Here is a 9,377-nt window from a genome sequence, read left to right on the forward strand (position 1 = left end):
GTCCCGCTGATGAAGGCCCGGGACGCCGCCGCAGTCACCGCCCGCCAGGCCCGGCGGCGCCCCGCCGAGCTGCACGGGGCACGGGGGCTCGCCGAGCAGCTCCGGCCCGGGCTGGCCTCCCTCGCCGACCCGGCCGTCGGGGCCCCCGCCGAAGGCCCGGGGCGGGACAGGGTGCGCGTCCTGCTCGACGCCGCCGGGACCGTGCTCGACGCCGCCGCGCACGCCATCCGCCACGGGGACCCCGTACGGCTGCCCCGGCCCGCCCTGGAGGCGCTGAAGGACCCCGGCCTGCCGGAGGTGTTCGGCGGGGCGGCGCTGCGGGCCGCGCGCAGGCTGGCCGCGCTGCTGGACGACGTGCTGGAGACGGCCGAGCCGGGCTCCGGGCGCACCGCCGACCCCGGTGAGGCCCGGCTGCGGCCCACGGTGCCGGCCCTGGTGCCGCTGGTGCTGAAGGCCGTACGGGCCGAGCTGCGCCCGGGTTCGCCCGTCCTGCGGCACGCCGTACGGGTGACGGGGGCGGCGTGCGCGGGGTACCTGCTCGGTCAGGTGCTGCCGTTCGGGCACGGCTACTGGGCGCCGATGACCTCCGTGATGGTGATGCGGCCCGACTTCACGCAGACCTGGTCCCGGGCCGTCGCCCGGTTCGCGGGGACCCTGGTCGGGGTGGGCACGGCCACCGCGGTCGTGCAGCTCGTGCGGCCCGGTATGTACCTGTCGGGGCTGCTCGCCGTGGTGAGCGCGGGGCTGATGTACGCGCTGCTGCGCACCGGGTACGCCGTCTCGCAGGTGTTCGTCTCCGCCTACGTCGTATTCCTGCTCGGCATGGGAGGGGCCCGCTGGGACCAGACGGTCCCCGACCGGATCGCCCTCACCCTCGTCGGCGGCGTCCTCGCGATGCTCGCCTACGCCGTGTACCCGGCCTGGGAGACCCCGCGGCTGCGCACCCGGCTGGCGGACTGGCTCGCCGCCGACGGGCGGTACGCGGCCGCCGTGCTCGGGCAGTACGCCGACCCGGCCGGGGCCCGGCGCGAGGACGTGCGGGAGGCACTGCTGGCGGCCCGTGACGCCCGCATCGCCTGGCGGGAGGCGCTCGTGCGGGCCGAGGGCGAACCGGTGCGCCACCGGGGCCTGTCCCGGGCGGCCGCCGACGGCGCCGGGGAGGCGGTGGCCGCGTTCGGGCGGGGCGCCATGCTGCTGGAGGCCCACCTCCCGGACCGGGCCCACGCCCCCGCGCCGGGGGCGGCCGAGCTCGCCGAGGCGCTGCGGGAGGCGACCGGGGCGGCGGCGCGGGCGGTGCGGGAGCGCCGGGTTCCGGAATGGGAACGGGTGCGGGCGCTGCTGGACGGGGGGAACCGCGTGCCGGAATCGGGCGTCGTACGCGAGGCGGCGGAGCGGCTGCTGGACTCGCTGGACGAGGTCTCGCAGGCCCTCCGCCCCTGACGGTGATCGCTGCGGTACTGCCCGTGCACGTGCATCTGCCCATGCATGCGGTGGTGAACACAGCTATGATCCGGTGGAGTTGACATCTGCACTATCGGGGGCTTCCTGTGGACCACGCGTACAACGGGACGGCAGCTGCAGAACTCACTTCCCTGTATGAGCTGACCTGGCAGAAGAGCAGACACAGCAACTCGCAGGGGTCCTGCGTGGAGTTCGCCAAACTGCCCGGCGGCGACGTAGCCATGCGCAATTCGCGGTTCCCCGACGGTCCGGCGCTCGTCTACACGCCGGCCGAGATAGAGGCGCTGCTGCTGGGCGTCAAGGACGGCGAGTTCGACCATCTGATCGGCTGAAGGCACGGCGCCACCGGATCAGGCCATGCACGTGCACCGGCCGGGACCGATCGAAAGGATCGGGCCCGGCCGGTCGTGCGTGCGGTGCGTGCGGTCGGCGGTTCAGTCCCGGAGCAGGAAGAGCGCCCAGACCACCTTGCCGGTGAGCCGGCCCGCGAGCGGGTGCCAGCCCCAGCTGTCGCTGTAGGAGTCCACCAGGAACAGTCCCCGCCCCGACTCCAGGTCGCAGTTCTCGTCCGTGCGCTCGGGCGCGAACGAGCCCCCCGGCCGGTCCTCGCTCGGATCCCGTACCGCGCACACCAGCCGCGTGCTCCACCGCATCAGGTGCAGCCGCACCGCCGCGGCCTCCGGCTGTTCGCCGCCGCAGGGCCGCGCCTCGTCGGGGAGGGCGTGCCGCAGGGCGTTGGTGACGAGTTCGGAGACCACCAGCGCGACGTCGTCGAAGCGCTCGTCCAGGCCCCACTGGGACAAGGTCGATCTGGTGAAGGAGCGGGCGCCCCGCACCGCTTCGAAGCGGGCGGGCAGGGCGCAGGAGGCGGACCCGGAGACGGCCGTGGGATCGACCGGGGGCAGCCCCTGCCGTAACGGCTCGAGCATGACCGATCCAATCGTCCCCATGCGAGGCACTCCCGGGATTCGCGGACGAAGCGGTCGGCTTCGGCCAAAGAGAACTGCGGGGTGGGTCCGGCGCCGGCGCGAAGAGCACGCAGGTGCGCGGCACCATCGTTCCGAATGCCGAAGCCGGATGCAAGGGCAGATGCACGTGCACGCGCCGGACCTGTCCACTCCCGTGACGGTTCTTGCTCCCGTGACGGTTCTTGCTCATTTCTTCCTACGCCTACTTACGGACTTCTTTTCCGGGTCGCCGGATTCCGTTACAGAACGAGTACGGGCCGATGCGTTTTGGTGGCAGACTGCGGCACCGGGGATACGGGGGCCCCGAAGAGGCACGCGCACACCACGCGCACACCATTGCGATGGGGAGGGCAGGACTAGTGACCGCAGAAGCCAGCGGTTCTGTGGTGCGCCGCATCCTCCTGGGCTCACAGCTCAGGCGACTCCGAGAATCCCGCGGCATCACCCGTGAGGCGGCCGGCTACTCGATCCGCGCATCCGAATCGAAGATCAGCCGCTTGGAGTTGGGAAGGGTGAGCTTCAAGGCCAGGGACGTCGAAGACCTCCTGACCCTCTACGGAGTGACCGACGGCACCGAGCGGGAGTCCCTCCTGGGGCTGGTCCGCGAGGCCAACGCCGCCGGCTGGTGGCACAGTTACGGCGACGTGCTCCCCGGGTGGTTCCAGACCTACATCGGGCTGGAGGGCGCCGCCTCCCTCATCCGCATCTACGAGGTGCAGTTCGTCCACGGCCTCCTGCAGACCGAGGCCTACGCCCAGGCCGTGGTCAAGCGCGGCATGCCGAACGCCTCCGCCGCCGAGATCGACCGCCGCGTCGCGCTGCGCCTGGAGCGCCAGAAGGTCCTCGTCTCCGAGAACGCGCCCGTCTTCCACGCCGTCCTCGACGAGGCCGCACTGCGCCGCCCGTACGGCGACCGCGACGTGATGCGCGGTCAGCTGGAACACCTGATCGAGATCAGCCAGCGGCCCAACGTGCAGCTCCAGGTGATGCCCTTCTCCTTCGGCGGACACGCCGGCGAGAGCGGCGCCTTCACCCTGCTGCGCTTCCCCGAGTCCGACCTGCAGGACATCGTCTATCTGGAACAGCTCACCAGCGCGCTCTACCTGGACAAGGAAGAGGAAGTGGGGCAGTACGCACGGGCGATGGAACGGCTCCAGGCCGACTGCCCCGACCCCGACCAGACCCGGGATCTCCTGCGCGGACTGCTCCAACTGTCTTGAACCGCACGTACTATGACGTCTGATCAGTGCTCTGAGAAGAAGAACGATCGGTCTCCGGTGCAGCGCAGGGGTGCGCGCTCGCAGTAAGGGATGGCATGTCCATATTCACCGACCTGGCTCACCAGTACATAGACGGCGAATGGCTGGCCGGCACCGGTTCGTGGGACATCATCGACGTCAACCCCTACAACGGGGAGAAGCTCGCGGCCATCACCGTGGCCACCGTCGAGCAGGTCGACCGGGCCTACCGCGCGGCCGAGCGGGCCCAGCGCGACTGGGCCGCCACCAGCCCCTACGCGAGACGCGCCGTCCTCGAACGCGCCCTGCGGATCGCCGAGGAGCGCCAGAAGGAGATCGTCGAGGTCATGATCGACGAGCTCGGCGGGACCCGTCCCAAGGCCGAGTACGAGGTCCACCTCGCGATGGAGTTCCTGCGCGAGGCGATCCGGCTGGCCGTCCGCCCCGAGGGCCGCATCCTGCCCTCGACGGTCACGGGCAAGGAGAACCGCGTCCAGCGCCTGCCCGTCGGCGTGGTCGCCGTGATCAGCCCCTTCAACTTCCCGCTCCTGGTGACCCTGAAGTCGGTCGCCCCGGCGCTCGCCCTCGGCAACGCGGTCGTCATCAAGCCCAACCAGAACGCCCCGGTCTCCGGCGGCGGGATCATCGCCAGGATCTTCGAGGACGCCGGCCTGCCCGCCGGCCTGCTGAACGTCCTGGTCACCGACATCGCCGAGATCGGCGACGCGATCCTCACCCACCCCGTCCCGAAGGTCATCTCCTTCGCCGGATCCGACCGCACCGGACGGCACGTCGGCGCCGTCGCCGCCCGCCACTTCAAGCGGACCGTCCTGGAGCTCAGCGGCAACAGCGCCCTGGTCGTCCTCGACGACGCCGACGTCGACTACGCGGTGGACGCGGCCGTCTTCAGCCGCTTCGTCTTCCAGGGCCAGGTCTGCATGGCCGCCAACCGGATCCTCGTCGACGCCTCCGTGGCCGAGGAGTTCACCGAGAAGTTCACCGCCCGGGTCCGCGCCCTGAAGACCGGTGACCCGCGCGAGGCCGACACCCACATCGGCCCCCTGATCAACTCCTTCCAGGCCGACGCCCTGACCGCCCTGGTCGACCGCGCCGTCGAGTCCGGGGCGACGGCCCTCGTACGGGGCGCCACGCGCGGCAACCTGGTCGAGCCCACCGTCCTGGCCGGCCTCCCCGAGGACTCCCCGCTGCTGGGGCAGGAGATCTTCGGCCCCGTCGCCCTGCTGGTGGTCTTCGACGGGGAGGACGAGGCCGTACGCCTGGCCAACGCCACCCCGTACGGGCTCAGCGGCGCGGTGCACACCCGTGACGTGGAGCGCGGGGTCCGCTTCGCGCAGCGCGTCGAGACGGGAATGATCCACGTCAACGACTCCACCATCGGCGACGAGCCGCTGGCCGCCTTCGGCGGGGAGAAGGACTCGGGACTGGGACGGCTGGGCGGAGAGGCCACGGTGGAGGCCTTCACCACCCAGAAGTGGATCTCCATCCAGCACGGCCGGACGACTTTTCCCTTCTAGGGGCCATCAAGGACAGGCCCTGACCGCAATGGTTCGTACCGTGGTGGGTGTCGGCGGGGAACACCCCGCACACCACCACGGCAAAGGCGGTCGGTCATGGCACACCCCACCCAGGAGATCGCGGGAGACGAGCGCGGCACCCTCCTGCTCTTCGTCGAGGACCAGCGCGAGGCGCTGCGCCGGGCGGCGACGGGCCTGACGGCGGAGCAGGCCGCGAGCCGGCCCACCGCCAGCGAATTGTCCCTGGCCGGTCTGGTCAAGCACGCGGCGGAGGTCGAGCTCAACTGGCTCCGCATGGCCCAGCAGAAGCCGAACGAGCACCGGCGCGCGCCCGAGGACTGGCACGAGGGCTTCCGGCTGGCCGAGGGGGAGACCCTGGAGTCCGCCCTCGCCTTCTGGGACACGGTCAAGGAGGAGACGACCGGCTTCATCGAGTCGGTCCCCAGCCTGGACGACGACTTCCCGCTGCCCCCGGCCCCCTGGTTCCCCCAGGACGCCACGGTCTCGATGCGCTGGATGCTGCTGCACCTGGTCCGCGAGTTCGCCCGGCACGCGGGCCACGCGGACATCATCCGCGAGACCCTGGACGGCACGAAGGCCATGGGCTGAGCCCTGCCCCCGAGCGGCCCCGGAAACGGGACTTGCACCTCACGTGGCGTGAGGAACCACAGTGGAGGGCGTACCCAACCGAAGGAGCGGAAGCGATGGGCTACTCCGTGGGCCAGGTCGCCGGTTTCGCCGGAGTGACGGTGCGCACCCTGCACCACTACGACGAGATCGGCCTGCTCTGCCCGAGCGGCCGCAGCGGCGCGGGCCACCGGCGTTACGACGACGCCGACCTGGACCGGCTGCAGCGGATCCTGTTCTACCGGGAGCTCGGCTTCCCGCTCGACGAGGTCGCGGTCCTGCTGGACGACCCGCGTTCGGACCCGAGGGAGCACCTGCGCCGGCAGCACGCCCTCCTGACCGACCGGATCGCCCGGCTCCAGCAGATGGCCAAGGCCGTGGAGCACGCCATGGAGGCGAAGAAGATGGGCATCACCCTCACGCCCGAGGAGAGGTTCGAGGTGTTCGGGGACAAGGACCCGGAGCAGTACGCGGAGGAGGTCGAACGCCGCTGGGGCGGCACGGAGGCCTACGCCGAGTCGCAGCGCCGGGCGGCCTCGTACACCAAGGAGGACTGGCAGCGGATCCAGGACGAGGTCGCCGACTGGGGCGCCCGGTACGCGGCCCTGGTGGCGGCCGGCGAGCCCGCCGACGGCGAGGCGGCCATGGACATGGCCGAGGAGCACCGGCAGCACATCTGCGACCGGTACTACGACTGCGGCTACGAGATGCACGTCTGCCTGGGCGGGATGTACGTCTCCGACGAGCGCTTCAAGGCGTTCTACGACGGCATGGGCGAAGGCGTGGCCGAGCACCTGCGGGACTCGATCACGGCCAACGCCGTGCGCAAGGCGTAGCCGCTCCCTCACCGAGCCGCCCCCTCCGGTCCCTGGAACCCGGTGGGGGCGGTGTGCGTTCATAATTGAGACCGCCTGCATCGTCGCGTCCCCCACCGCAGACGTCCCCCTGCTGATCCAGGAGAGCCCGGAAACGTGGAACCCCTCTACACGCTTGCCCTCGGCCCTGAGTGGCTGTCCCCGGACTACCTGATCGGGCAGTTCGGCCTGATCGGCATCCTGGTCATCGTCTTCGCGGAATCGGGCCTCTTCGCCTTCCTCCCGGGCGACTCCCTGCTGTTCACCGCGGGTCTGTTCACGGCCGCCGGCACCATCAAGCAGCCGCTGTGGCTGGTGTGCACCCTGATCGCGGCCTCCGCGATCATCGGCGACCAGGTGGGCTACCTGATCGGCAAGTTCTTCGGCCCGAAGCTGTTCAACCGCCCGAACAGCAAGGTCTTCAAGCGGGAGAACCTGGACGCGGCGCACGACTTCATGGAGAAGCACGGCCCCAAGGCCATCGTGCTCGCCCGCTTCGTGCCCATCATCCGCACCTTCGCCCCGATGGTCGCGGGCGCCGGCGCGATGAAGTACCGGATCTTCCTCACGTACAACGTCATCGGCGGCGTCGCGTGGGGCGCGGGCGTCACCGTCCTCGGCTACCAGCTCGGCCGCTTCGAGGTCATCAAGAACAACATCGAGGCGATCTTCATCGTCATCGTGCTGATCTCCGTCATTCCGGTGATCTTCGAGGTGCTGAAGGCCCGCAAGGCCAAGAAGACCGCCCCCGCCGCCCCGGCGCAGCCCGGATACCCGATGGAAGAGCAGCCGCCGGCCCCCGGCCAGCGCGGCCGCCACGCCAAGCGCTGACGCACGGGCGCGGACGCCCCCTCGCAAGCCCTGTGTGCCCCGGAGACGGCCCGTCTCCGGGGCACACGTGCGTCCGGGCTCCGGGGGCCGTCCGGAGGCCGTCCGGGCCCCGGGGGGCTCAGAAGCCGCGGGTCCGCTTCGCCGCGGCCCGGCGCTTGGCGGCGCTGCGCGCCCCCGGGATCCGCATGAACAGCCGTGAGCTCTCCGAGCCCAGGTTCACTCCGATCGCGATCGCGAGTGCGATCGCGGCGGCGGTGGTGAGCGAGGCCAGCCCCTTGTCGAGGCGGTTCTCGGCGATCGACAGCAGTCCGAAGTACGTCGCCGAGCCCGGCAGCAGCGGGCCGATGGCGGCCGTCACGTACGGCAGCGCGGACGCGAACCGGTACCGGGAGAAGAGCTGCCCGAACAGGCCCACCAGCCCGGCCGCGATCGCCGTCGACGGCACCGGCGGCAGCTCGGCGGCGCGCAGGGCGCCGAAGGTGACCCAGGCGACCCCGCCGTTCAGGGTCACGATCCACACCGTGGACCGCTCCTGCTGGAGCAGGATCGCGAACGTGAACACCAGCACCATGGAGGCCAGGGTCTGCAGCAGCGGCCGGTGCGGGATCTGGAGGACCTCGTCCGGGTTGGGCGAGGCGCCGAACTGGAGGCCCACGTAGATCACCACGAGGACGCCGATGATGATCCCGATGAAGAGGTACATGACCTCCAGCAGCCGGGCGGACGCGGTGATGTAGAAGCCGGTCAGGCCGTCCTGCACCGCCGCGACCAGGGCCCGCCCGGGCAGCAGGGCGAACAGACCGCCGGTGATCACGGCGGAGGCACGGACGTCGATCTCGGCGAGCTTCAGCGCCACCCCGATCGCGGCCGGGGGCATCGCCGCCACCACGAACTGGTAGAACTCCGGCAGCCCGTGGTCGGCGAAGTACCAGGCCAGCCGGTCGCCGAGGACGGCTCCGAGGGCGGCGCAGAAGAACACCGTCACCCCGCCGCCCACCAGGACGGAGGCGGCCCCCGCGAGCAGCCCGGCGGCCGCGGTGAGCACCCAGGTGGGGTACGGGTGGCGGTTGCGGCGGATCACGGCGAGGCGGCGGTAGGCCTCCTCCAGGGAGATCTCCACCTCGGGCGCGCTGATGTCGTCCACCAGCCGGAAGACGGCGGCGAGACGGGTGTAGTCGGTGCCCCGGCGGCGCACGGTGCGGCTCGCGGAGACCGGGTTGCCGACCAGGGAGGGCTGGTGGGTGATCGACAGCATGGTGACCGTGACGGTCGGCTCGGCCCGGTCGAGGCCGTACGAGCGGGCCACGGCGAACATCGCGGCCTCCACGTCCTCCGCGCCCTCGCCGCCGGCCAGGAGCAGCTCGCCGATGCGGAGCGTGAGGTCGAGGACGCGGCCTACGGCCGGCCCGGCCTCGGTCTGCCGCTGCGCCGCCTCGGGCACCGGGCGGACGTCCACCGGCATGCGCAGCATCGTGCGCATCCGGTCCTGCCAGGGGGAGGAGGCGGAGAAGGCGGGAACGGGGGGCGGCGTGTGGGCGGGAGGGGAGTGCTGGGCGGCGTAGGTGGCCGGGGCGGTGAAGCCGGAGCCCTCCGGTCCGGGGGAGGGGGCCGCCAGGCCCTCCGGGAGGGCGAACTCGGAGGTGGGCTGGTCCTCGTCGGGGACCTCCGGCTCCATCCCGGGCGGCGGGGTGAAGGCGCTGTGCGCCTCGTCGGACTTCGGCTTCCGGTCCTCGGGACCGGGCCCTTCGGCCTCCGCCACGCATCCTCCCACCCTTGATCACCAGCGGTACCAGTATGCGGAACCGTTTCCTCCGTGGCGAAACAAGCCGCGGAGGAGTCCCGGAAAAGGAAACGGCGGGGGGG

Annotated in this window: 8 protein-coding genes and 1 pseudogene; 7 read left to right on the forward strand and 2 right to left on the reverse strand. The window is 71.6% G+C overall.

The window, feature by feature from the left end:
* Both VR44_RS04980 and VR44_RS04985 read left to right on the forward strand, forming a co-directional pair.
* Positions 1 to 1,440 (forward strand): FUSC family protein (locus tag VR44_RS04980; protein ID WP_045946129.1); only part of this gene is annotated, 1,440 nt, incomplete at its 5' end.
* Positions 1,441 to 1,547: 107 nt separating this feature from the next.
* Positions 1,548 to 1,793 (forward strand): DUF397 domain-containing protein, encoded by a 246-nt coding sequence (locus VR44_RS04985; RefSeq protein WP_045946130.1) that lies wholly within the window; start codon positions 1,548 to 1,550, stop codon positions 1,791 to 1,793.
* A 102-nt stretch (positions 1,794 to 1,895) separates the two neighbouring features.
* On the opposite strand, the gene VR44_RS04990 is transcribed toward VR44_RS04985, so the two are convergent.
* Positions 1,896 to 2,390: an ATP-binding protein gene (locus VR44_RS04990; protein WP_045946131.1), complete on the reverse strand. Its 495-nt coding sequence runs from the start codon at positions 2,388 to 2,390 to the stop codon at positions 1,896 to 1,898.
* Between the two features lie 380 nt (positions 2,391 to 2,770).
* On the opposite strand from VR44_RS04990, the gene VR44_RS04995 reads away from it, so the two are divergent.
* The 5 genes and pseudogenes from VR44_RS04995 to VR44_RS05015 form a co-directional block, all read left to right on the forward strand.
* Positions 2,771 to 3,649, forward strand: a complete 879-nt coding sequence (locus VR44_RS04995; protein WP_045946132.1) for a helix-turn-helix domain-containing protein — start codon at positions 2,771 to 2,773, stop codon at positions 3,647 to 3,649.
* Between the two features lie 95 nt (positions 3,650 to 3,744).
* Complete coding sequence (locus VR44_RS05000) at positions 3,745 to 5,202, forward strand: aldehyde dehydrogenase family protein (protein WP_045946133.1); 1,458 nt, start codon at positions 3,745 to 3,747, stop codon at positions 5,200 to 5,202.
* Between the two features lie 96 nt (positions 5,203 to 5,298).
* On the forward strand, positions 5,299 to 5,811 hold the full coding sequence (locus tag VR44_RS05005; RefSeq protein ID WP_045946134.1) for a DinB family protein: 513 nt from the start codon (positions 5,299 to 5,301) through the stop codon (positions 5,809 to 5,811).
* A 95-nt stretch (positions 5,812 to 5,906) separates the two neighbouring features.
* Positions 5,907 to 6,665 (forward strand): MerR family transcriptional regulator, encoded by a 759-nt coding sequence (locus VR44_RS05010; protein ID WP_045946135.1) that lies wholly within the window; start codon positions 5,907 to 5,909, stop codon positions 6,663 to 6,665.
* A 135-nt stretch (positions 6,666 to 6,800) separates the two neighbouring features.
* Positions 6,801 to 7,484 (forward strand): annotated as a pseudogene (locus VR44_RS05015) (VTT domain-containing protein); the annotation flags it as partial.
* A gap of 148 nt (positions 7,485 to 7,632) precedes the next feature.
* Here the strand turns inward: VR44_RS05015 and VR44_RS05020 are convergent.
* Positions 7,633 to 9,273, reverse strand: a complete 1,641-nt coding sequence (locus tag VR44_RS05020; protein WP_045946137.1) for a threonine/serine exporter family protein — start codon at positions 9,271 to 9,273, stop codon at positions 7,633 to 7,635.
* Positions 9,274 to 9,377 lie beyond the last annotated feature (104 nt).

This window comes from Streptomyces katrae (genome assembly GCF_000966975.1).
Taxonomy (GTDB): domain Bacteria; phylum Actinomycetota; class Actinomycetes; order Streptomycetales; family Streptomycetaceae; genus Streptomyces; species Streptomyces katrae.